At 60.5% G+C, this 22472-nt stretch carries 18 protein-coding genes and 1 tRNA gene; 13 read left to right on the forward strand and 6 right to left on the reverse strand.

The window, feature by feature from the left end:
* From tsaE to HKD28_RS06305, 6 genes are all read left to right on the forward strand, one after another.
* The gene (gene tsaE / locus HKD28_RS06280; protein WP_194267585.1) at positions 1 to 450 is read left to right on the forward strand and encodes a tRNA (adenosine(37)-N6)-threonylcarbamoyltransferase complex ATPase subunit type 1 TsaE; all 450 of its coding nucleotides are present in this window, start codon (positions 1 to 3) and stop codon (positions 448 to 450) included.
* Positions 447 to 3497 carry a double-strand break repair protein AddB gene (gene addB, locus HKD28_RS06285; protein ID WP_194267586.1) on the forward strand — a complete coding sequence of 1017 codons (3051 nt, stop codon included), beginning with the start codon at positions 447 to 449 and terminating at the stop codon, positions 3495 to 3497. The genes tsaE and addB overlap by 4 nt, the downstream gene beginning before the upstream one ends.
* Entirely contained in the window at positions 3494 to 7069 is a 3576-nt protein-coding gene (gene addA / locus HKD28_RS06290) for a double-strand break repair helicase AddA (RefSeq protein WP_194267587.1), read from the forward strand. The genes addB and addA overlap by 4 nt, the downstream gene beginning before the upstream one ends.
* 85 nt (positions 7070 to 7154) lie before the next feature.
* Positions 7155 to 7481 carry a thioredoxin TrxA gene (gene trxA, locus HKD28_RS06295; protein WP_062029874.1) on the forward strand — a complete coding sequence of 109 codons (327 nt, stop codon included), beginning with the start codon at positions 7155 to 7157 and terminating at the stop codon, positions 7479 to 7481.
* 88 nt (positions 7482 to 7569) lie between these two features.
* On the forward strand, positions 7570 to 8760 hold the full coding sequence (gene rnd / locus HKD28_RS06300; protein WP_194267588.1) for a ribonuclease D: 1191 nt from the start codon (positions 7570 to 7572) through the stop codon (positions 8758 to 8760).
* Between the two features lie 135 nt (positions 8761 to 8895).
* Positions 8896 to 9588 (forward strand): GcrA family cell cycle regulator, encoded by a 693-nt coding sequence (locus HKD28_RS06305; protein ID WP_194267589.1) that lies wholly within the window; start codon positions 8896 to 8898, stop codon positions 9586 to 9588.
* A 141-nt stretch (positions 9589 to 9729) separates the two neighbouring features.
* Here HKD28_RS06305 and HKD28_RS06310 read toward each other — a convergent pair whose 3' ends face one another.
* The 3 genes from HKD28_RS06310 to dksA all read right to left on the reverse strand — a co-directional run bounded on the left by HKD28_RS06310 (position 9730) and on the right by dksA (position 11860).
* Positions 9730 to 11010 (reverse strand): glycoside hydrolase family 68 protein, encoded by a 1281-nt coding sequence (locus HKD28_RS06310; protein ID WP_235993341.1) that lies wholly within the window; start codon positions 11008 to 11010, stop codon positions 9730 to 9732.
* A gap of 309 nt (positions 11011 to 11319) precedes the next feature.
* Positions 11320 to 11394, reverse strand: a tRNA-Thr gene (locus HKD28_RS06315).
* Positions 11395 to 11446: 52 nt separating this feature from the next.
* Positions 11447 to 11860, reverse strand: coding sequence for an RNA polymerase-binding protein DksA (dksA, locus tag HKD28_RS06320; RefSeq protein ID WP_099286346.1), 414 nt, complete (start codon positions 11858 to 11860; stop codon positions 11447 to 11449).
* A gap of 234 nt (positions 11861 to 12094) precedes the next feature.
* Between dksA and HKD28_RS06325 the strand changes: the two genes are divergently transcribed.
* The 3 genes from HKD28_RS06325 (at position 12095) to HKD28_RS06335 (ending at position 13970) form a co-directional block, all read left to right on the forward strand.
* Positions 12095 to 13237, forward strand: coding sequence for a flagellar basal body P-ring protein FlgI (locus HKD28_RS06325; protein WP_194267591.1), 1143 nt, complete (start codon positions 12095 to 12097; stop codon positions 13235 to 13237).
* 104 nt (positions 13238 to 13341) lie between these two features.
* A complete protein-coding gene (locus HKD28_RS06330) occupies positions 13342 to 13539 on the forward strand; it encodes a rod-binding protein (RefSeq protein WP_228125379.1) in 198 nt (65 codons plus the stop codon).
* Positions 13536 to 13970 carry a flagellar protein FlgN gene (locus HKD28_RS06335; RefSeq protein WP_194261686.1) on the forward strand — a complete coding sequence of 145 codons (435 nt, stop codon included), beginning with the start codon at positions 13536 to 13538 and terminating at the stop codon, positions 13968 to 13970. The genes HKD28_RS06330 and HKD28_RS06335 overlap by 4 nt, the downstream gene beginning before the upstream one ends.
* 10 nt (positions 13971 to 13980) lie before the next feature.
* Here the strand turns inward: HKD28_RS06335 and HKD28_RS06340 are convergent, their stop codons facing one another.
* Positions 13981 to 15273: a hemolysin family protein gene (locus HKD28_RS06340; RefSeq protein WP_194267592.1), complete on the reverse strand. Its 1293-nt coding sequence runs from the start codon at positions 15271 to 15273 to the stop codon at positions 13981 to 13983.
* 151 nt (positions 15274 to 15424) lie between these two features.
* Complete coding sequence (gene hpnH, locus HKD28_RS06345; RefSeq protein WP_099286250.1) at positions 15425 to 16621, reverse strand: adenosyl-hopene transferase HpnH; 1197 nt, start codon at positions 16619 to 16621, stop codon at positions 15425 to 15427.
* Positions 16622 to 16894: 273 nt separating this feature from the next.
* Here hpnH and HKD28_RS06350 point away from each other — a divergent pair, with 273 nt between their 5' ends.
* The 4 genes from HKD28_RS06350 (at position 16895) to hpnK (ending at position 21213) form a co-directional block, all read left to right on the forward strand.
* A complete protein-coding gene (locus tag HKD28_RS06350; protein ID WP_235993342.1) occupies positions 16895 to 17614 on the forward strand; it encodes an ABC transporter substrate-binding protein in 720 nt (239 codons plus the stop codon).
* A gap of 58 nt (positions 17615 to 17672) precedes the next feature.
* Positions 17673 to 18884, forward strand: coding sequence for a bacteriohopanetetrol glucosamine biosynthesis glycosyltransferase HpnI (gene hpnI / locus HKD28_RS06355; protein ID WP_194267593.1), 1212 nt, complete (start codon positions 17673 to 17675; stop codon positions 18882 to 18884).
* The gene (gene hpnJ / locus HKD28_RS06360; RefSeq protein ID WP_194267594.1) at positions 18881 to 20305 is read left to right on the forward strand and encodes a hopanoid biosynthesis associated radical SAM protein HpnJ; all 1425 of its coding nucleotides are present in this window, start codon (positions 18881 to 18883) and stop codon (positions 20303 to 20305) included. Before hpnI ends, hpnJ begins: the two co-directional genes overlap by 4 nt.
* 71 nt (positions 20306 to 20376) lie before the next feature.
* Positions 20377 to 21213: a hopanoid biosynthesis-associated protein HpnK gene (gene hpnK / locus HKD28_RS06365; RefSeq protein ID WP_194267595.1), complete on the forward strand. Its 837-nt coding sequence runs from the start codon at positions 20377 to 20379 to the stop codon at positions 21211 to 21213.
* A 20-nt stretch (positions 21214 to 21233) separates the two neighbouring features.
* Here hpnK and HKD28_RS06370 read toward each other — a convergent pair whose 3' ends face one another.
* On the reverse strand, positions 21234 to 22214 hold the full coding sequence (locus HKD28_RS06370; protein WP_194267596.1) for an adenosine kinase: 981 nt from the start codon (positions 22212 to 22214) through the stop codon (positions 21234 to 21236).
* Positions 22215 to 22472 lie beyond the last annotated feature (258 nt).

The raw sequence follows: 22472 nt of genomic DNA on the forward strand, positions 1-22472 counted from the left end.
ATGCAGATACGCCTTGATGACCAGCTTGCGACCGAAACTCTGGCGGCCCTGATTGCCGACCGTTGTGGCCCCGGAGACTGCCTTGCGCTTTCGGGTGGTCTGGGTGCGGGGAAAAGTACCTTCTCCCGCGCTTTCCTGCGCCATCTGGCGCAGGACCCGCAGATGGAGGTGCCGAGCCCCAGCTTCGCGCTCGTTCAGCCTTACGAGACGCCCAAAGGAACGGTTCATCATTATGACCTGTGGCGTCTGGACGGGCCGGATGCGTTGCATGAACTGGCATGGGACGAGGCCTGCGAAGGGATCATGCTGGTCGAATGGCCGGAGCGGGCCGAAGACCTTCTGCCAGAAGGCGCGCTGCATCTCACATTTTCTCCCGGCGAGACCGAAGACTCCCGCCTTGTTGAACTGACGGGCTGGCCTGCTGACCGTCTGACAGGACTGATCCCATGAGCGGCGTTGTCACCATTGCGGGTACGGAGCCGTTTCTGGATCGCGTGGCGCAGGAATGGCTGGAACGGGACCCGGCAGCTGGAACGGATGGTCCGGGCCTGATTCTCGTTCCCAGCCGTCGCGCGGGTCGTGCGCTGATGGAAGCCTTCCTGCGGGTTCTGGACACACAGGCCGCACTTCTGCCACGCATCGTCGCCATCAATGACGTGGACGAGGACGCGCTGGCCTCTATCGGGATCGACGTCCTGTTGCCTCCGGCCGTGGAGCCGCAGCGGCGTCTGGCGGTGCTGTCGATGCTGATCCTTCAGACGCCGCTTGTGAGTGTCGGTGTGGACAGCACCAAGGGAATCGACCGGGCCTGGCCGCTTGCCAAGGCGTTGGCGGATCTGATGGACGAGGCCGAGCGCAGCGGTGTCGATCTGGCGGAGCGCCTGCCGGACGCGGTAGAGGAGCGCTTCTCCGACCACTGGCAGCAGACGTTGAAATTTCTGGAGATCGTCACGGCCATCTGGCCGAAATGGCTGGAAGAGGAAGGGCTGTGCAACCCGGTGGCGCGGCAGATTGCACGTCTGAAGGCGCAGGCCCGTGCGTGGGCGGAAAAGCCGCCGCTCACGCCCGTCTGGGGCGTGGGATTCGCAGATGGATCGGCGGCGGTATCGGACGTTCTGGCCGTGGTGGCGCGGCTTCCTGCCGGGCTTGTGGTTCTGCCGGGTGTGGATCTGGGGATGTCGGACGAGATCTGGGCTGCCCTGCCGCCGTCGCATCCGCAGGCCGGTCTGAAGGAAATCCTGACGGATCTGGGTCTATCCCGGGAAGAGCTGGCGGACTGGGATGGCGGACGTGATCGCGGGCGTGAGCTGATGTTGCGCGAAGTGCTGCTGCCAGAGCAGGGCATTGCCCATTGGGGGCAGGACAGCCGCCCGCGCGATATCGGCGGTCTCTCCATTCTGCCCGCTCAGGACCAGCAGCAGGAGGCGCAGGCCATCGCCCTGATTCTGCGCGATGTCGTCTCTGAAGCTGGAAAGACCTGCGCCCTCGTCACGCCGGATCGTGCTCTGGCGCAACGTGTGGGGACCGAGCTTCTGCGTTTTGGCATCCATGCGGATGACAGCGCGGGCGAGTCCCTGTCCCAGACGCCAGCGGCTGTGTTTCTGCGTCTGATCGCGACCGCTGCCGAAGCGCAGCTTTCTCCCGTTGCGCTGCTGTCCGTTCTGAAACATCCGCTCGCCGCTCTGGGCCGCACGCCGGGTGACTGTCACGCTTCCGCCCGGCGTCTGGAGCGGCTTCTGCTGCGCGGGCCTGCCCCTGCGCCGGGGATTGCCGGGCTAAAAACTGCGCTGCACGATTATACGCAGAAGACACATGCCCCCGATCATGGTGCCAGCGCGGACGCTCCGGACGAGCCGGAAGGCCCCGCCGCCTTCATCGCGCGGATCGAGCGGGCCTTTGATCCGCTTCTCTCTATCGAGGGCGCAATTCCCCTGCCGGAACTGCTCGAACGCCTGATCCATACGGCGGAGGCTCTGGCGGCCACGGCGGAAGAGCTGGATGCGCCGGAAGAGGAGCCGCGTCATCCCGGGGCGCGTTTGTGGTTGGGCGAAGATGGGGAGGCGCTGTCGCGGCATCTGGCGGCGCTGATCGTCAATACGGGTATTCTCCCGCCGCAGCGCCTGACGCATCTGGATTCGTTTCTCAATACGTCCATGGCCGGGCAGATGCTGACGGGTCTGCGCGCGCATCGGGGCGGCGTGGAACTGTCGCATCCGCGTGTTTCGATCCTCGGTGTGCTGGAAGCGCGGCTTCTGGCGTTCGATGTCGTGGTTCTTGGCGGCCTGAACGAAGGCGTCTGGCCGCCTACGACCGATCCGGGCCCTTGGCTGAGCCGTCCGATGCGTGTGCGGGTCGGGCTGCCCTCGCCGGAGCGGCAGACGGGCGTGAGCGCGCATGATTTCGTTTCGACCATTCTGGCGTCGAAGGAGGCTGTGTTCGCCAGTTCGGCCCGGCGGGAGGGTGCGCCGGGCGTTCCGGCGCGCTGGATGGTGCGGATGGAGGCGTTTCTCGGCGGCCGGTCGCAGAGCCTGCCGGTGCATCCCGCGCTGGACTGGCAGCGCTGTCTGGATCAGCCGCTGGCAGGTGCCGAAGCCGTTGCGCCGCCCGAACCACGGCCGCCTGTCGCCCTGCGTCCGCGCGGTCTGAGCATTACCGAGATCGAGACGTGGATGCAGGATCCGTACGCGATCTATGCCAAGCACGTCCTGAAACTCCGGGCGCTCAAGCCGCTGGAGGAAGGCGCGGAACATGCCGATTTCGGCATGATCGTGCATGAGGCGATGGAACGCGTTCTGCGCGACTTCCCCGAGCGTTGGCCCGCCAATGCGAGCATTATTCTGCGCCGCGTCTTTGCCGAGGAACTGGTGAAGGCCAATATGCGTCCGGCCCTGGTGAACTGGTGGGGCCCGCGTTTGGCGCGGATTGCGGACTGGGTGGCGGAAAAGGAAGCCGCTTACCGGTCGGACATGGAAGAAAGCGGCCCTGCGCAGGGACGGTTCGTGGAAGTCACGGCGTCTTTCCGTCTTGAAGCCGCTTTCGCGCCATTCGAACTGCGTGGCCGTGCGGACCGGATTGATATCGGGGCTGATGGTCTGGCGACGGTCTTCGATTACAAGACCGGCCAGCCGCCCAGCGGGAAAAACGTTGCGGAAGGCTGGTCTGTCCAGCTTGTGCTCGAAGGCGCGCTTCTGGCGAAAGGGGCGTTCAGGGACGTTCCCGCCGTCGAGACCAAGAAACTGCTCTACTGGCATCTGACCGGCGGCGACGAACCAGGTAAGGAGAGCGAAGTGCCGGGCTCACGCTCTCATACGGATGCGCCGACCCTGATTGCCGGGGCGATGGAAAAGCTCCGGACCCTCGTGGACGAATACGACAATCCCGATCAGCCCTACCGCTCCCAGCCCTGGGCCGGGCACGTCCCGCGCTATACCGACTACGCGCAGCTTGCCCGCGTGGACGAATGGCGCGCGGCCTATGCGGAAGGAGAGGGCGAATGAACGACGTGTCCCCCATTACCCGCCCTGTCACCCGTGACGAAGTCATCGCCGCTGCCGACCGCACGCAGCGTCAGGCGTCTGATCCGCGTGCTTCTGTGTTCGTCTCGGCTTCGGCGGGGTCGGGCAAGACCAAGCTGCTGATCGACCGTCTGCTGCGGCTCATGCTGCCGCTTTATGTGCAGACCGACGATGGGGGTACCGTTCTGGCCGATGGTGCGCATCCTTCGCGCATCCTGTGTCTGACCTACACCAAGGCCGCTGCCGCCGAGATGGCCAATCGCCTTCAACAGAAGCTGGGACGCTGGGTCTCGCTGCCGGATGCGACGCTGGGAGCAGAGCTTGAAAGCCTCGACGTCCCCAACACGGACGAGACCCGGGCGCGGGCGCGGTCACTGTTCCTGTGTGTGCTGGACCTGCCCGGAGGCCTGCGGATCGAGACGATCCATGCGTTCTGCCAGTCGCTCTTGCGGCGTTTTCCGCTGGAGGCCTCGGTCGATCCGCATTTCACGCTGATGGAAGAGACCGACACGACGCTGGCCCTGCGCGAGGCGATGGAAGACGGTCTGGCCCGCGCACCGGAGCTTGCGGCCGATGTGGCCGGAACGGTGGGGCTGGACGATTTCTTCAGGCGCATCCGCACGCTGAACATGGAGGAAAGTCGCGCCCGGCCGCTGCTGAAGCGTTGGGCGACCCTGCCGGACAGTGTGGTCAGCGCCTATCGCAAGGCCCTGAAAGCCGGGCAGGAAGGCATTGAGGATCTTGAAAACCTTGCCTGTCGTCCGCCGAAAGAGGAGGATCTTCGCGCCGGGCTGCGCGATGCGCTTGGGAGCGTAACGGCGTCCGGTCGTGTTTTCGTTGAACAGATGCTGGACTGGCTCGGGACGGAACCGGGTGAACGTGTGCCGACAGGGTGGGCACAATGCCTGCTGACGAAGGATGGTGGTCCGCGCAAGGTGAACGGCATCGTCGGCAAGGCGGCGCAGACCGCTGTTCCGTGGATCGCGCCGCTTCTGGAAGAGGAAGCGCAGCGTCTCCTCGATCTTCAGACCCGCCTCAAAAGCCTGCGTCTGGTGCTGCTGAACCGTGCCCTTCTCGGTCTGGCCGCGCCCATGCTGTCGGCGTTTCAGGATGGCAAATCCGCCCGTGGTCTGGTGGATTACAACGATCTCATTCAGGAAACCCGCAACCTTCTGCGCGATCCGGGTGCGGCGTGGGTGCTCTACAAGCTCGATGGCGGTATCGACCATCTGCTGCTGGACGAGGTGCAGGACAATTCCGGCCTGCAATGGGAAATCGCCGGTGCGCTGACCTCCGAGTTCTTTGCGGGGGAAGGTGCGTGGGACATGGGGCCGCGTCCGCGCACGATTTTCGCGGTCGGCGATTACAAACAGTCGATTTACGGGTTTCAGGGCGCCCAGCCGGAAGAGTTCCATCGCTGGCGGACCGAGTTCGCGGACCGGGTTCGCAATGCCGGGCTGCTGTGGCGTGATCCGGAACTGAACGTGTCTTTCCGTTCCGTTCCACCTGTTCTGTCGTTCGTGGATGCGGTGTTTTCCCAGCCTCTGGCGGCGCATGGCCTGTTGCAGGAAGGCGAAAAGACGCTCCGCCCGCATGTCTCGGCCCGTCCGGGGCAGGGAGGGCGTGTGGAACTGTGGCCGCTCGTCCCCGTCGTTCAGGGCGAGGACGATGACGAGGGCCTGACGCCTTGGCGCGCGCCTTCCGCCAATACCGGACAGCGAAGCGCGCCGCAGCGTCTTGCCGAAGCCCTTGCAGAATGGATTGACCGGCAGATCGGGCGTCCGCCCCAACCGGGGCAGGCGCCTCTGAAGGCTGGGGACGTGCTGATCCTTGTTCCCCGGCGCTCGCCGTTCCTGCGTTCGCTGATCCGGGCTCTGAAATCGCGCAATGTGCCGGTCGCAACGCTGGTCCGGGTCGGGCTGACGCAACAGGTCGCGGTCCGCGATCTCATGACGCTCTGTGCGGCGCTGCTTCTGCCACAGGATGACCTGACGCTGGCTTCCGTCCTCACATCGCCGCTTGGGGGGTTGACGGACGACTCGCTGATGGCGCTCGCCACCCGCAATGGCACGGCTCATGCCCTCGGTCCGAAAGGCCAGCCGCTCTGGAGCGTTCTGCGGGACCGTCATCGGGAACGCGAGGACTGGCGGGCGGCGTGGGAGATGCTGTCCACGCTTTATGCCCGCGTCGATTATGCCTCGCCCTATCGTCTGCTGGCGGAAACACTGGGCCAGCATGGCGGCCGCACGCGGCTGCTGCGTCGTCTCGGGCCGGAAGCGGCTGAACCGGTGGACGAACTGCTGACGGCAGCCCTGCGCTATGAGGGGCTGCATCCGCCGTCGCTTCAGGGCTTCCTGCACTGGCTCGAAGCCAGCGAGATTACCAGCAAGCGCGAGGCCGAGAGCGATCTGGGAGCCGTCCGGGTCATGACCGTGCATGGCTCCAAGGGGCTTCAGGCGCGTCTGGTCGTCATGCCAGATACGCTGTCCAAGCCGCCGCCCGGCAGCGATTTTCTGTGGGAAGAAGCTGGAACATTCGAACTTCCGCTCTGGGTTCCGAAAAAAGACATGGGCACGGATATCACGGCGACCCTGTCCGAACGGGACGCCGAGAAGGCGCGTGCCGAAAGCAACCGCCTGCTTTACGTCGCTCTCACCCGTGCCAGTGACTGGCTGGTGATCTGCGGGGCTGCGGGCAAGCGCGAGCCTGTCGAGACAAGCTGGTATCGGCAGTGCGAGGCCGGGTTCCGTCAACTGGCTAATGCCCGTTCCGAATCTCTGGATCTTGGTTGGGACGGCGAACGGCTTGTGCTGGAAGAGGAGCGCACACTCGCGCCCGTCGCTTTCCGGGCCGAAGATGCCGAACCGCCCTGTGCGACGCTGCCAGACTGGATGGGGGGCGCTCCGGACTGGAAGCCCTTCATTGCCCAGCGTGAAGATGCCATGACGCGTCCGCTCGCGCCCAGCCGTCCGGATGGGGCCGAGTTCGGCGAACTCCCTGCTGCCCGTTCCCCGCTGGAGCTTCTGGCCGGTCGCTCTACGCCGGTCCGCGAACAGGCCATGCGGCGCGGCACCATGATCCATCGTCTGCTCCAGCTTCTGCCCGAAACCCCGGCGGCAGAGCGTGAGGCCGTGGCCGTGCGCTGGCTGTCGCGCCGGGCTCTTGGACTGACGGAGCCGGAAATCCATCGTCTGGCCGGACAGGTTATGGGCGTTCTTTCGCACCCGGATCTCGCACCGCTCTTCGCGCCCGGAAGCCGTGCCGAGCAGCCGATTTCGGGCGTCAGTGATGGGCGTGTCGTGCTCGGGCAGGTTGATCGTCTGCGGATCGGGGACAAGCAGATCTGGATCTGCGATTACAAAACGAACCGTAATCCGCAGCTTCGCGCCGATCGCACGCCCGTCGTCTATCTGCGTCAGATGGCGGCTTATCGTGCCGTGCTGGCGCAACTTCATCCGGGCTACGACATTCACTGTTCGCTGGTCTGGACGGAAGGGCCAGCCGTTGTCACACTCCCGGTCACTCTACTGGATCAGGTGCGGTCTGGAATTTGATGCAGATCAAAAGCCCCCTTGCGGTGAGGGGCACGGCAGCCGATATCATTTTTCAGAAACTTCATTCGTCACAAGGAACATACCCATGAGCGCAAACACCGTTGCCGTCAGCGACAGCAGCTTCGACGCAGACGTTCTGAAATCCGAAGGTCCGGTTCTGGTTGATTTCTGGGCGGAATGGTGCGGCCCGTGCAAGATGATCGCACCGGCGCTTGAAGAAATCGGCGCCGAGTATCAGGGCCGCCTGAAGGTTGCGAAGGTCAACATCGACTCCAATCCCGAAGCCCCGACCAAGTATGGTGTCCGTAGCATCCCGACGTTGATCGTCTTCAAGGATGGCAAGCCGGTCGCGCAGCAGATGGGCGCTCTGCCCAAGAGCCAGCTCAAGGCATGGATCGACCAGTCTCTCTGATCGTTTTCCCCTGAGAAGCCCGGAAAACGGGTGAGGGAAGGACGTGAGGGGCGTGGTCACGATCCTGCGCTTTGTGTAGGATCGTGTCATGCGCTCGAAAGCTCCGACCTTCCCGACCCCCGTTCTCCTGACCTCCAGCGAGCAGGTGGCCCGTATCTGCGAAAAATTGCAGCACGAGCCTTTCGTCACCATCGATACGGAGTTCGTCCGGGAAAAGACCTACTGGCCGGAGCTCTGCCTCGTTCAGTTGGCCGGAACCGAAGACGTCGTCCTGATCGACACACTCGCTCCCGGCATTGATCTTGCGCCGCTCGGTGATCTTCTGGCCAAGCCGGACTGCATCAAGGTTTTCCACGCCGCGCGGCAGGACCTTGAGATTTTCCTTCATATTTTCGACCGTCTTCCAGCTTCGGTTTTCGACACGCAGGTTGCCGCCATGGTGGCCGGCTTTGGCGATCAGGTCGGGTATGACAGTCTGGTAGGCGCGATTACAGGGCGCAGCATCGACAAGGCGCATCGTTTCAGCGACTGGTCGGCCCGTCCGCTGAGCAATGCGCAGATCGCCTACGCCGCCGCCGACGTGACCCATCTGCGCACGGTCTATGAAGCTCTGCGCAAACAGCTTGCCGAGCAGGGGCGATTGCACTGGGCCGACTCCGAACAGGCCATCCTGACCGAAGAAAAGACGTTCCGTCCCGATCCCCGCCGCCTGTGGGAAAAGCTGAAAGCCCGCACCAGCAACCGCCGGATGCTGGCTATTCTGCGCGAAGTGGCCGCCTGGCGTGAGCAGGAAGCGCAGAACGCCGATATTCCCCGTCAGCGCGTCATTCGGGACGAAAGCCTCCTGGAAATCGCAGCCGTCCATCCGGATACGGTTGAGGCGCTTTCCCGTATCCGTGGCGTGACCCGTGGGTTTGCCGAGGGCAAGATGGGCAAAGGGTTGCTTGAGGCCATCTGCACCGCTCAGGAATGCCCGGAATCCGAACTTCCGAAAGCGCCGTCGAAATCCGAACGGGCGCGCCCTTCCGCCGCCCTTGTCGCGCTTTTGCGGGTCCTGCTGGCTGCCAAATGCGAAGAGCACAAAGTGGCCCCCCGTCTGGTCGCCTCTTCGGAAGATCTGGATCTGATTGCTCTTGGAGAGACCGATGTTGGAGCACTGCGCGGCTGGCGTCGCGAACTCTTCGGACTGGATGCCCAGGCGCTGGTGCGCGGCGAGATTGCGCTGGCCGTCGTGAACGGTCTTGTGGAGCTTCAGCGCGTGGCGGAAACGGTCGCATAAGAACCGCCTTCGACGCGGCGGGGAGTTTCTGGTAAGAAGCCTCCCGAAGATGTTTCGGGTCCGGTGGGCCGGGACTGTAAATCAACAGCATATCGGGCCACGTCAGGCACCGAAGCGGGACAGGGAAACGAACATATGGAGTGGACGGACGAGACGATCGCCAGACTTCGCGATCTGTGGAGTCAGGGACTTTCGACCGCCGAAATCGGCCGCCAGCTCTCCATCACCAAGAATGCCGTTGTCGGCAAGGCCCATCGTCTGGGCCTGCCTCCCCGCCCGTCTCCCATCCGTAATCGCAAGGCCGCGGATGGTGAAGCAGGAACGACCGAAGCCGCACCTCGTCGCAAAAGCCCCTCCAAGGCAAAGGTCGTAGAGGCTGCCGGATCGGACCTGTTCACCGATGGTAAGGAGGCTGCTCCGGCAAAGGCTGCCTCAGGCGTTGTGGAAAAAACTGCCGAAACGCCTGCCCGTAAGGCCCCTTCGGCTCCGGAAGTCCCCAAGGCTCCTGTCCAGCCTGTCGCGGCGGCCCGTGTCGTCTCTCCGGTTCAGAAAGAGGCTGTTGCTGCTGCGCCTCACAGGGAGGCTCCCATCACGCCCCCCAAACCAGAGCCCCGTGTCGCTCCCGCGCCCCGTCCAGCCGTGCCGCCGCGCTTTTCGACAGCTGGCATCGACCGTCCTACGCGACGCGGTCCTTCGTGCTGCTGGCCGATTGGCGATCCCGGTACACCGGGCTTTCATTTCTGCGGGGCGACACCGCTTCCCGGAAAACCATATTGCGCCGAGCATGCCGCGATCGCCTACGTTAAAATCCGCGATCGCCGCGACTGAGTACAGTCCCGATAATGGTGAAAAAAAAGCCGTATCTTCTTCAGGAGGGCGGCTTTTTTCATAAGGGCGACTCGACGTATTCCCGACCAATAAAAAAAGGCGGGGAGCCGCCGACGATGCTCCCCGTCCTGTTCGAATGGCTCAACCCGCCGCAGTAGCTGGCCAAGCACGTTGTGCAAAAATTTCCCCGTAATTATGAATTTCGGTGAGGTAGGAGCGGTCGTCGTCCAGAACGAGCTTAACGGTCGGGGCCAGTGTGGCGCCAATCCGGACGGCGTTCGGATCGGTAGCCGTCGGGGTAGGAACGTGGTCGATGAAGGACTGCACATACCCCTGAGCATCCACAAAATGTGAATACGTCGAATATGGCTGGCTCGAAGGGTTGCCCAGCACAAGCCCGGACGCATTCATCGGCCTGAACGGACCCGCAAGTCCATTATCGGACACGAAGCCATAAACACCATCCGGCCCCTGAAGATTGCCGGAATAGGTGGAGTGATGGCTGATCGTGAACAGATACAGCTTGCCGTTCTGAAACACGACATGCGGACGCTCTGTCTGGTCATTCACGCCCAGTGCCGACACGATTGGTCCCAGTTGCGTCCAGCGGGCGCGTGAGAAGTCGCCTGCTTCGTAGGCGCCGTCGTCCAGGATGGCCAGCCCAATGGATGCTGCGCCGTAACCTGCGCCCGGATCCACGGTATAGTTGGGCGGAATGGGGCCGGTTTCATTGGCGCCGATCACAAACTGCCCGCGCATGCCGGCAACATTTGTCTCATAAACGCAATAGATTCGCCCGTCGTCCGGATTGAGGAAAGGGCAGGGGTCGCGGAAATCAAAATACGGGTCTTCCGCTTCGTTGGCCTCATGAACTCCGTCTGCATCGAACATATCGACCGTCGTATCAAAACCGGTGAACCAGACTTTCTGGTCATCAGTGTGGATCTGGCCGGTACTGACGGCAATAACACTTTCAAAGTCGTTATTCACTGGGCCGCATGATGTATAGAACATGTCGACCGTGTTCTCGCTGCCTTCACGCATGACGAGATTGCCGGACCACTCCCAAGGGCGAAGATCTGCAGATTTCTGAAGAAGTCGGCCGCCCCAGATCCAGTCAGACCCATTTCCGGTCTTCGAATACCAGAAACCGATATAGGCAGTATTGTTTCGATTGGCCCATTCGGCTGCAATATTTGCGTTGGTCAGATCGATTTTGTCTGCTGCCAGAGACCAGATGACATGCCATCCATTTACGGTGACAGAATTCATGTTGATGTCACGAAGTGCACCCGTATCCCAGATCATGACGCTTTCCGACATTGTGGGAAAGTCAGCCGCGATAACAGGCATGGTCGTCGTAGGATCATCGGCATGAACCTTCAGGGCATCGGCAATGGTCCAGCGGGAAGTCTGGTGCATAAGATCTCCAGGCATAAAAAAACCGCCTCGGAAGGCGGCTTTGCAATATGTGTTCATTCTTGTCCCCGTCTTGGGGAAGTCTGTTCATAGGGAGAGAGAATTGCGCGCACCTAGAAGAAAATTCTGTCAATCGGGACAACGAAAAATATCGGGGATTTTCGCCGGATTGATTTTTGATTTTAGGAGAGTTCAATGCAGGACCATGCAAGGTCAGACTTCATGACTTCTAATATCTGAAAAAACGATATTTTACATCACGCTTAATACGATTTGCGTCGTATTATGGATTTTTTGGAAAATAAGGAAAAATGGTGCTGCTGGACAGGATTGAACTGTCGACCTCTCCCTTACCAAGGGAGTGCTCTACCACTGAGCTACAGCAGCATACCGTTGCCTTGGCGCGCTTCGTAACGGGTCAGCGCGCCAAGCGCAAGCCTTAATCGTCGCGGTGGACTTTTTCCATCCGCTCATGACGCTCCTGTGCGTCGATGGACATTGTGGCGATCGGACGGGCTTCGAGCCGTTTCAGGCCGATCGGTTCTCCCGTCTCTTCGCAAAAGCCGTAGCTTCCATCCTCGATCCGCTCGAGCGCCATATTGATCTTGGTGATCAGTTTGCGCGCACGATCACGGGTTCGAAGCTCGAACGCCCGATCCGTCTCGACGCTGGCGCGGTCGGTAATGTCGGATTCATGGATTCCACCTTCCGAGAGACTCGCAAGTGTTCCATCCGCTTCTTTCAGAAGGTCGACACGCCAGCGCAGAAGTTTCTGCCTGAAGTACTCGACCTGAAGCGGGTTCATGAACTCTTCGTTGTCGGAAGGCCTATAATCCGGTGGCAGCGTAATCATGCGCATCCAATCCCTGGCTGATCCGCCGACGTCCGCTTCCAACAGCCGCAGGCGATAACGCGCGGCTTATAACTACCCAAGGCGCATCCGCCAACCCCGAAGATGCTTTGCCTGTTTCTTGGAAAGCGCGGAAATCTGCGTCTCCGTTAGGGGTTTCTTTACCCTGTAAGGCCATCCTCGCCATCTGAGACCCCCAGACCTGTCTTGCAGGCATCAGGATACCCCCTGTCACCCATGCGCTTTATTCTGCGACCTTCGTTATTTTCCCGCATTCTGAGGCAGCGGCTTACCGCGTTCTTCTGCGTCGGGCTGCTGCTTCTGCCGGGTTTTGCGCTGGCAGCCAGTGTCCGCATCAAGGACATCACGGATATGGAAGGTGTGCGAAGCAACCAGTTGATCGGTTACGGTCTTGTCGTGGGACTGAATGGTACCGGCGACCGACTCACCAATACAATTTTTACGCGCGAAACGCTGATTTCCATGCTGAATCGTCTGGGCGTCAACATCCGCGACCAGGAAACCCAGCTTCAGACACATGACGTTGCCGCAGTCATGGTGACAGCAGATCTTCCGGCTTTTGCGCATGGTGGAAACCGAATTGACGTAACGGTGTCTGCTGCGGGCGATGCATCGTCTCTTACAGGAGGCACGCTGCTGGTTACGCCCCTGATGGCGGCTGATGGTGAAGTTTATGCCGTGGCTCAGGGATCGTTAGCGACAAACGCTTTTTCAGCGCGCGGTGCGGCTGCATCCATCACCCGTAATGTGCCAACGAGTGGACATATTGCGAATGGTGGTATTGTCGAACGGGAGGTTCCTTTCGACCTCAGCCATCGTGCCAACCTGCATCTGAGCCTGCGGAATCCTGATTTCACGACGGCGAGTCGGATCGCGGCGATCATCAACCGGACCTTCGGGCCGATTGCGAATGTTCAGGATCCGCGGACGGTCCTGCTGGATCTGAGCAGCCATGATCCTGTGCCTACACTTTCGCGAATCGGCGATCTTCTGGTGACGCCTGATACGCCTGCCAAGGTGGTGGTCGATGAGGCCAGCGGAACTATCATCATGGGTGCGGATGTCCGGATCAGCACGGTTGCCGTGGCACAGGGAAATCTGACCGTACAAGTGACCGAAACTCCTCAGGTCTCTCAACCCGGCCCCTTTTCCAATGGCCAGACAGCCATTGTGCCGCGCACGAACGTCAAGGTGGATACGGGCAAAAACCAGCATCTGGCGGTTGTGCCGGGCGGGACAACGCTCAGAGAGCTTGTGGCGGGCCTGAATGCTCTGGGTGTGGGACCAAGAGACATGATCAGCATATTGCAGGCCATCAAGGCAGATGGTGCCCTGCAGGCAGAACTGGAGATGCGTTGATGACCATATCCTCGACCAGCAGCACAATATCATCGGGATTTCCGTTACACGGGCAGAAGGCAGATCCGGCTAAAACCCTGAAGTCTGCCCAGGATTTCGAATCCATGGCTATCAACCAGATGCTTCAGCCCATGTTTGCTACGGAAGACGACAGTGACAACATGTTCAGCGGCGGAGCCGGAGAAAAGCAGTTCCGGCCCATGCTGGTAGAGCAGATTGCCAAACAGATGGAAAACAATGGTGGTATCGGCATGACGGATGCGATTGATCGCCAGATGCTGGCCATGCAGGAGCAGAAATGAGCGCGTCCATTATTCCCGCCATGCAGCGGCTGATCGCCATTCTGGAAGCAGAAAATTCTGCCTTGGAAGAAGCGCGCATCCCGGATGCGTTGGCGCTCCTGCCCGACAAGCAGAATGCCGCCAGAACGCTCGAGCAAGAAGTCGCGGTAGCCAATGATCGAAAAAAGGATCTTTGTCCCTGCTGTCCGGATGATGAAGACAGTGAAGAGCGACTGGAGTCGTCGGCGTTGCCTTATCGAGATTTACTGGAACAGATGACAGAACTGGGCAATCGCAATGGTGAACTTCTGCAAAGGGCAATTACGGCACAGAAGCGTGTGATTGAACTTTTGACCTCAACTCCGGCGACAACTTTGCCCCAGAACTACGGCAATCAGGGAGCTTATGCGCCGGTCAGTGAAAGGCAGGCCTTTTTCACAAGCAGGGCCTGAAACCGTCTGGTCAGTCCTCAGCAAGAATCTGTCGGCTGACCTTGACCTTTCCGACGCGCCGGCGGTCCATTTCCAGAACCTCGAATAGCCATCCGCCAAACGCGACCTTGTCTCCACGTGCAGGAACACGCCTGAGAAGCGCCAGCATGACACCGCCAAGGGTATGGTACCCTCCGGCGCCGGGAAGTTCCGGCAGGTTAAGCCGCGAGCGTAGTTCATCCGCAGGCATAAAACCTTCAAAAATATAATCGTCTTCGCCTTCGGCGGCCTGCAGTTCAGACGAAGAGGACTCCGTTTTTTCTTCGCCAACGATTGCCTCCAGAACGTCCGACGGTGTCACGATGCCTTCGAACGAACCGTATTCGTCCAGAACGAACGTAATTCCGAGATTGACCCCGCGCATACGTTCGATCATGTCCTGGGCGCTAAGGCTATCCGGAATAACGGGAGGCTCACGCAGGACCGCATCAACGGAAACCGGAAGTTTCAGCAGCAGTCGGTCCATGATGTCCTTGGCAAGAATGACGCCGACCGGATGATCGACATCGCCTTCACAGACCACGATCCGGGCATATGAAGTCTGGCGCAGTTTGCGGACCAGTGTTTCTTGATCCGCATGTCTGTCGATCCAGAACAGTTCATTGCGCGGCGTCATGATGGCTCTCACCGGTCGGTCTGCCAGACGCAGAAGGCGCTCGATCATGGCTTGTTCGTCGGTTTCGAGTACGCCCGCACGTGCACCTTCGGCCAGAACGGCCTTCAGTTCCTCTTCCGTCACGGCAGCGCGCGTCAGAGGTCCGATCCGGAGTGCCCGGAGAACCAGCGAGGATGTGCCGCTCAGCAGCCAGACAATCGGCTGTGCTATCCGCGCGACGCCGACCAGAAGCCAGGCCAGACGTGAAGCAATGGCTTCCGGTTGTTGCAGGGCAATCTGTTTGGGAATCAGTTCACCGAAAACCAGCATGGCGAAGGTGATGATTGCGACAACTAGAACCATCGAGATTTCGCTGGCAATCGGGCGCAGTGAGGGAACGTCCGCAATCCAGGGCGTGACGGTGCCTTCCATCTGGCTGCCGCCAAACGTACCTTCAAGAATGGAAACCAACGTCATGCCGACCTGAACGGTCGGCAGGAAGCTGTGCGGATCTTCCGCCAGACGGATTGCAGTTGTTGCTCCCCGGACTCCTTGCTTGGCCAGAACCTCAAGCCGTGGCCGTTTCGCCGAAATGAGAGCCATTTCTCCCATGGCAAACACGGCATTGAGGAAAATGAGCAGGCAGATAACAAGAATAGGGGTCAGCATGGTCCGGCCAGAATAATGAATAGCCAATCATAACAGGACGACTGACGGATGCCATGCCCTTCATTTGGTGAGTGTAGACGCGAGGCTTGTCCATAAAAAAAACCGGCTCACAGGGAGCCGGTTTTTTCGTGCGGATTAAGCAGATCCGTTTTCAGTCTGCTGCGTCGGCAGCTTCTGAAACTGTATTGGCCGCCGGGCGACCGTTGACGCGGACGCGCGGGCCACGGGCGGGCTTTGCGCCTGTGGAAATGCGTTCCATCTGCTGCTGGACCTGCGCTTCATAGCCGTATTCGGCGGGGCGCTGGTTGGCGAGCGAGATTTCCGGAACCATCGGCTTTTCGGTCTCGGGGCCGAAAAGGGCGACCTTCGCGATGTGCCAAGGGCGCGCGACAGCGTCCATGACGGCTGTGGATTCGTAACCGGAATGCACCATGCAGTCGGCGCATTTCTCATATGCGCCTGTGCCGTACTGCTCCCAGGCTGTGTCTTCCATCAGTTCCTTGAAGGTCTTGGCATAACCTTCGCCGAGCAGATAGCACGGACGCTGCCAGCCAAAGACCGTACGCAGCGGCTTGCCCCAAGGCGTGCAGTGATAGTTTTCATTGCCTGCCAGGAAGTTCAGGAACAGCGGGGACTGCGTGAAGCGCCATTTCTTGCCTTTTCCAAGGCGGAATACGTCGCGGAAAAGCTGCTTTGTCTTCTGGCGGTTCAGGAAGTGCTCCTGATCCGGTGCGCGCTCGTAGGCATAGCCCGGAGCCGTCATGATGCCGTCAACGCCCAGGGCCATGACTTCATCGAAGAAGGCTGCGAGACGTTCGGGGACGACTCCATCGAAGACGGTGCAGTTGATCGAGACGCGGAAGCCACGGGATTTTGCAAGGCGGATGGCCGCTACGGCACGGTCATACACGCCGTCCTGACACACCGAGGCGTCATGCATCACCTGATCGCCGTCAAGATGCACGTCCCAGGAGAAGAACGGGGAGGGCTCGTAATCGTCGAGCTTCTTTTCAAGCAGCAGCCCGTTCGTGCACAGGTAGACGTATTTTTTGCGCCCGATCAAACCTTTGACGATCTGGGGCATTTCCTTGTGCAGGAGGGGTTCACCACCGGCGATTGCAATGACAGGAGCACCGGCTTCCGTGTCGGCATCCAGACATTCCTGAAGGCTGAGACGCTGGTTCAGGATCTGCGCCGGATAGTCGATCTTGCCGCAACCGGCGCATGCCAGATTGCAACGGAACAGCGGTTCGAGCATCAGGACCAGCGGATATCGCTTGCGGCCCGTGAGGTGCTGCTTGACAACGTACCGTCCGACTCGGACAGCCTGCATCAAAGGAACGGCCATTATAATCCTCTGGTTCTAGCCTCCGGAAGGTGCGTCCATCAGGGCGCCCGGGGCCTTGCACATCGTGGATGGCCCGTGGCCTCCTTTTCTGCCCCGGTTTTGAAAACCGGAAAACGTGAAGGACCATCGGGCGTTAGATTGACTGCCTATAGACCCATTGTCGTGTTCGCCTCAATGTCAGACGGCATATTTCGTACCGCCCCTGTGGCTAATCGAGCACAGATGGCTTTATGGATGCCAGAACCTGATACAGGGAACTTGATACATTGTGTCATGAACCTGATCTCTATGCCCGGAATTGTCTACCAGGACGAAAGTACGACCATGATTTGCCGTTTTTCCCCGAAAGTGACTCTGTCTCTTCTGTCTGCCTGCCTTCTGACAGGGCCTGTTGCGTTGACGTCGCTCTCTCCGGCAGCGCTGGCCGATGCGGCAGAGGTGGTTATGCCGGCGGATTCCGCTGCTGCCGTGGCGCCTATCACAGCTCTCTATGACGCGCTGAAGGTTGCCCAGAAAACCGGAAAAACCGCCCAGCAGCGCGCAACGATGATTGCTCCTGCCGTGGATCATGCGTTTGATCTTGAAGCGATTCTTCGTCGCTCAGTCGGTGTACGTTATAACAGTCTGAGCCCTTCGGATCGCACGCGCCTTCTGGGATCGTTCCGTCAGTTCACGATCGCGCACTATGCCGCATCGTTTAAGCCTCAGGCGCAGGCCGCATTTACCGTCTCTCCACAGACGCGCCCCAATCCGACCGGAGGTGTGATTGTTGATACGACGATCGGCGGGACAGATGGCGCAGAAGCCGTGCCCATCGACTACATCATGACGAATGGAGCGTCGGGCTGGCGGATTACGGACGTTCTTCTGAACGCGCATATCAGTCAGGTCGCAGCGCAGCGTTCCGATTTCGGGGGTGCCCTGAGCCAGGGCGGTGCCAATGGTCTGGCCGATCATCTGGACGACAAGACAGCCCATTTCCTGCATGACTGAGCCCGGTCCCGCGATGGCAGTCTTTCCCAAAAGCGTTTGGGAAGGCTAGAACACCGTCGTGCCCTTACCTCTTACCATTGCAGCCAGCGTCTGTGCCCTTGTTTCTGCCGCTGGAAACCTACAGGCGCTGACGGGCGCCCTCCTGCTCGCCCGGTTCCGCCGCACGGAGCGCCGCGCGGATGACGCGCTGCGCCTGTTCGAGCGGACATGGCCCGCCGTCACGGTGATGAAGCCTCTGCACGGTAACGAGCCGCTGCTCGAGGATGCGCTGGAAAGCGTCTTCACACAGGACTATTCCGACTTTCAGATCGTCTTTGGTGTACAGGACGCGCAGGACACGGCTCTGGCCGTTGTTGAACGCCTTCGATTACGCTATCCGCAGGTTCCGGTCAGTGTAGTGATTGATCCGCGCGAATATGGTCCGAACCGCAAGGTCGGGAATCTGATGAACATGTACGGGGAGTCCCGTCATGACATTATCGTGATTTCCGACTCGGACATTCACGCCAGCCCCAATTATCTGCGTCATGTCGTGACGAGTCTGGAAGAGCAGGGGACCGGTCTGGTGACGACCCTGTATTCTGGCCGCCCTGCTGCCGGGACGCTCGTACAGCAGCTTGGTGCCTGTCAGATCAATCATAATTTCCTGCCCGGCGTCATGATGTCCCGTTTTCTCGGGCGTCAGGACTGTCTGGGCGCGACCATGGCCCTGCGGCGTCAGACCCTTGAAGAGATCGGGGGTCTTGAGGCGCTGGTTGATCATGTGGCGGATGATGCCGAGTTGGGTCAACTCATCCGGGGTCGGGGCGACAATATCGCCATCGCCCCGACCCTGACCCACACGACTGTGGGCGAACATTCGCTCGGCGAGCTGCTGGCGCATGAGCTGCGCTGGGGGCGGACCGTCAAGAATGTCGCTCCGGTTGGCTATGGTCTGTCATCCATTCAGCTTCCCCTGTTCTGGGCGGTAACGGCCGTGCTGTTCCGTCCGAATGCCTGGTGGACATGGCTCCTGCTACTTCTGACATGGCTGCTCCGCGCTATTGGAAGCCGCATTATGGACCGTGCCACGGACTGTCCGCTCCCGAGTGTCATCCCGCTTCTTGTCGTCCGTGACTGGCTGTCTGCTGCCATTATGGTGGGCAGTGCGCGCGGATCGCGCGTTGCATGGCGGGGCAGAACGGTCCATATCGCCCGAAGAAAACGTAATTCCGTGTCCTGCGCCCCCTCGCTCCAGGCCGGCGCCACCCGAAAGAGTGTCCGATCATGATGAGAACCCTTTTTCTCCAGCCTCCCTCCTTTGACGGCTTCGACGGTGGCGCGGGCTCCCGCTACCAGGCAAAGCGCGAAATCAAGTCCTTCTGGTTTCCGACATGGCTGGCCCAGCCGGCCGCTCTCGTTCCCGGATCACGCCTGATTGACGCGCCGCCCGCCAAGATGGGCATGGACCCCATCCTCGAAGACGTAAAGAACCGCGACCTTGTCGTCATCCATACGTCCACGCCGTCCTTCGCTTCTGACGTCCGCGTGGCGCAGATGATCAAGGATGCCAATCCGAAGATCATGATCGGCATGGTCGGTGCGAAGGTGGCCGTCCAGCCGACCGAGAGCATGGAGAAGGGCAGCCCGATCGACTTTGTGGCGCGCAACGAATTCGACTTCACCATCAAAGAAATCGCCGAAGGCAAGCCACTTGCGGAAGTGGATGGCATCACCTGGCGCAACGAGAAGGGTGAGATCGTCGCGAACAAGGATCGCGCGATGATCGAAGACATGGACAGCCTGCCGTTCGTGACCGAGGTTTACAAGCGTGACCTCAACATCAACGACTACTTCATCGGCTATCTGAAGCACCCCTACATCTCGATCTATACGGGCCGTGGCTGCAAGTCGCGCTGCACGTTCTGCCTGTGGCCGCAGACGGTGGGCGGCCATCGTTACCGGACCCGCAGCCCCGAGCATGTGGCTGCCGAAGTGCGGCTGGCCAAGCAGTACTTCCCCGAAGTGCAGGAATTCATGTTCGATGATGACACCTTCACGGACGATCTGCCGCGCGCCGAAGCCATTGCCCGCGAAATGGGTAAGCTCGGTGTCACATGGTCCTGCAACGCCAAGGCGAATGTTCCTTACGACACCCTGAAGATTCTCAAGGAAAACGGCCTGCGTCTGCTGCTCGTCGGGTATGAGAGCGGCAACCAGCAGATCCTTCACAACATCAAGAAGGGCATGCTGGTCGAAACGGCCAAGGAATTCACGCGCAACTGCCACAAGCTGGGCATCAAGATCCACGGAACCTTCATCGTCGGCCTGCCGGGCGAGACGAAGGAGACCATTCAGGAGACGATCCAGTTCGCTAAAGAGATTAACCCGCATACGCTGCAGGTGTCCCTGGCCGCGCCATATCCCGGCACGTTCCTGCACAAGCAGGCGACGGAAAATGGCTGGCTGAACGAGGCGGAAGCCGAACTGATTGATGAGAGTGGCGTGCAGATTGCACCGCTGCATTATCCGCATCTGTCGCATACGGAAATCTTCGAGAGCGTCGAGGAGTTCTACCGCAAGTTCTACTTCCGCGGCTCCAAGATCGCCTCCATCGTCAACGAGATGATCCGCAGCCCGCAGATGATGAAGCGTCGTCTGCGCGAAGGTGTGGAGTTCTTCCAGTTCCTCAAGGACCGTCACGCCGCCTGAGCGGCGCGCCTGACGTATTATTTTTCAGGGGTCATGGCGCATGTCATGACCCCTTTTTTGTGAGATCCGCCATGACATCCAGTTCCCTGCGCCGCGCCATCGTCTCTGCCGATGATTTCGGCATGAGCCTCGAAGTCAACGAGGCTATCGAACAGGCTCATCGCAACGGCATCCTGTCCACGGCCAGTCTGATGGTTGCCGGAGATGCCGCCGAGGATGCCATCCGGCGAGCGAAGACGATGCCGGATCTGAAAGTCGGGCTGCATGTCGTGGCGATTGAGGGCAGGTCCGTGCTCGATCTGCCTGCCATTACGGACGAACAGGGATGGTTCGGGCGGAACCAGCTTCGTCTGGGTGTGGAGTATTTTTTCAGCCCGCAGGCCCGAAGCGCTCTGCGTCGCGAAATCGAAGCTCAGTTCCGGGCCTTTGCGGCAAGCGGCCTGACGCTTGATCATGCGAATGCCCACAAGCACATGCATCTGCATCCGACCGTGGGGCGCTTTCTGATCGAGTCCGGTCTGGAGCATGGATTGCGGGCGGTGCGCTCGCCGTTTGAGCCGCCGGAGTCTGTTGAGGCCAACGATACGCTGGGAGACCGCGCCCTGCGGCACTGGATCGGCGTGCTGCGTTACCAGATCCGCAAGGCGGGGCTGAAAACCAATGACTGGTGCTTCGGTCTGCGCTGGTCCGGCCATATGACGCCTGACCATATTCGCGGACTCATTCCGCGTCTGCCGGTGGGCACAAGCGAAATCTATTTTCACCCCGCCACGGCTCAGGACGCCATGATGCAGCGTTTCATGCCGGGTTATGAGCAGGAAGGCGAACTGGCCGCGCTTCTGGACCCGGCTGTGCGGGAGTCCTTTGACCGGTATAGGGTCGCTCGCATTGGCTGGGCCGATCTTTAAGACCGGCCCAGTGGTACGTCTCAGGCCGTCAGCGTGAACGTTTCGGTCGGGCGGGCACCGTAACGAGTGATGATCTCACCGGCCGCCTGATTGCCCAGCTTCGCGCAGGTGATGAGGTCGTGCTTTTTGCTCAACCCGGCGAGGAAGCCTGCTGCGAACGCATCGCCAGCGCCCGTGGTGTCCACGACCTTCACTTCCGTTGTCGGAACGTCATGGCGCTCGCCTTCGCCAATCACGACCGCACCCTTTTCGCTGCGCGTGATGACGGCCAGCTTGGTTTCAGCGGCAACCTGCGTGACGGCTTCTTCAAAATCCGTGACTTCGTACAGGGCCAGCAGCTCGGCCTCGTTGGCGAACAGGATGTCCACATGGCCCGCCACAAGCTCGTGGAAGGCCGCGCGGTGGCGTTCCACACAGAACGTGTCGGATAGCGTCAGGGCGACCTGGCGGCCAGCCTTGCGGGCCAGACGGGCTGCGTGTTCGAATGCTTCCTGAGCCTGCGGCTTGTCGTACAGATAGCCTTCCAGGTAGGTGATGGCCGCATCCGCCACGACGGACTCATGTACGTCCTCGGGCGTGAATTCCGTGCAGGCGCCAAGATAGGTGAACATGGTACGCTGGCCTTCGGGCGTTACCAGAACGATACAGCGTGCGGTCGGCGTGCCATCGGCAGCCGGAAGCGGCTCGGACGGGAAGGTGATGCCCTGTTCGCGGATGTCGCGCGTGAAATGGTCGCCGGCTTCATCAGCCGTGACCTTGCCGAGGTAGGCCACTTTTGCCCCCATACGGGCCGCCACGACGGCCGTGTTGGCGCCAGAACCGCCGCCTGTCACGTTTTCGATATCCACGCGGCTTTCGATGGCATGCGCCGTGGCAGCGTCGATCAGGGTCATGCTCCCGGCAGCAGCGCCAAGCCCGTCGATCAGGTCCTGGCCCACAGGGGCGAGAACGTCGACGATGGCATTGCCGATACACAGAAGGTCATGCTGGGGTGCAGACATTGGAACTCCGGTCAGGTCGCTGAAAACTTCAGAAAAAAACATTTAACGGGCAGGCTGCGCCATTAAATCAACACGATCATAGGTGCCCTCTGGGTTCACGCCAACTCCCGGTTAACCCGACGCCGTTTTCATCCGTGAGATTTCGTCACATTTATGGAAATGCGCGTCTTGTCCCGCCGGGTCGTGAGCGTGTAGCCTTGTCGAAAGACCGGCTCCCGAATGCTCTGTCTGCGAGCGTCCAGTTCTCGCAATGGATTT

The sequence above is a fragment of the Gluconobacter cadivus genome (assembly GCF_015244745.1).
GTDB lineage: Bacteria > Pseudomonadota > Alphaproteobacteria > Acetobacterales > Acetobacteraceae > Gluconobacter > Gluconobacter cadivus.